This window comes from Sphingomonas sp. TF3, assembly GCF_003985085.1.
GTDB lineage: Bacteria > Pseudomonadota > Alphaproteobacteria > Sphingomonadales > Sphingomonadaceae > Sphingomonas.
Genome location: NZ_RWKS01000087.1, coordinates 1 through 360, shown reverse-complemented (window position 1 = coordinate 360; position 360 = coordinate 1). Strand labels below are relative to the sequence as shown.

Sequence of the window (360 nt, the reverse complement as noted above, 5' to 3'; positions counted from 1 at the left end):
TCGCACCCTCATTCTGCTCGAGCCACAGGCCGAGGACCTCCTTCGCGCCGTCGGCGCGAACGCCCAGCGCGATGTGAATGGCTTTGTTGCGAACTATGCCCTCGTCGCGGATCTTGACCCGGATCGCGTCGAAGAAAACCAGCGGGTAGATCGGATCGAGCGGCCGCTGCTGCCACGTCGCCACCTCGTCGAGCACGGCGTCGGTCACCGTGCTGATCAGATCCGGCGACACGTCGATCCCGTACAGATCGTGGAGATGCCCGGTAATCTCGCGGGTGCTCATGCCGCGCGCATACATCGACACGATCTTGTCGTCGAAGCCGGGAAAGCGGCGCTGATACTTGGCGATCAACTGCGGAT

General features: G+C 63.1%; 1 protein-coding gene. It reads right to left on the bottom strand.

Translation table 11 applies throughout. The features are described 5' to 3' along the window. On the bottom strand, positions 1 to 360 hold a 360-nt coding region (locus EJC47_RS20900), incomplete at both ends, for a transposase (RefSeq protein WP_185867753.1).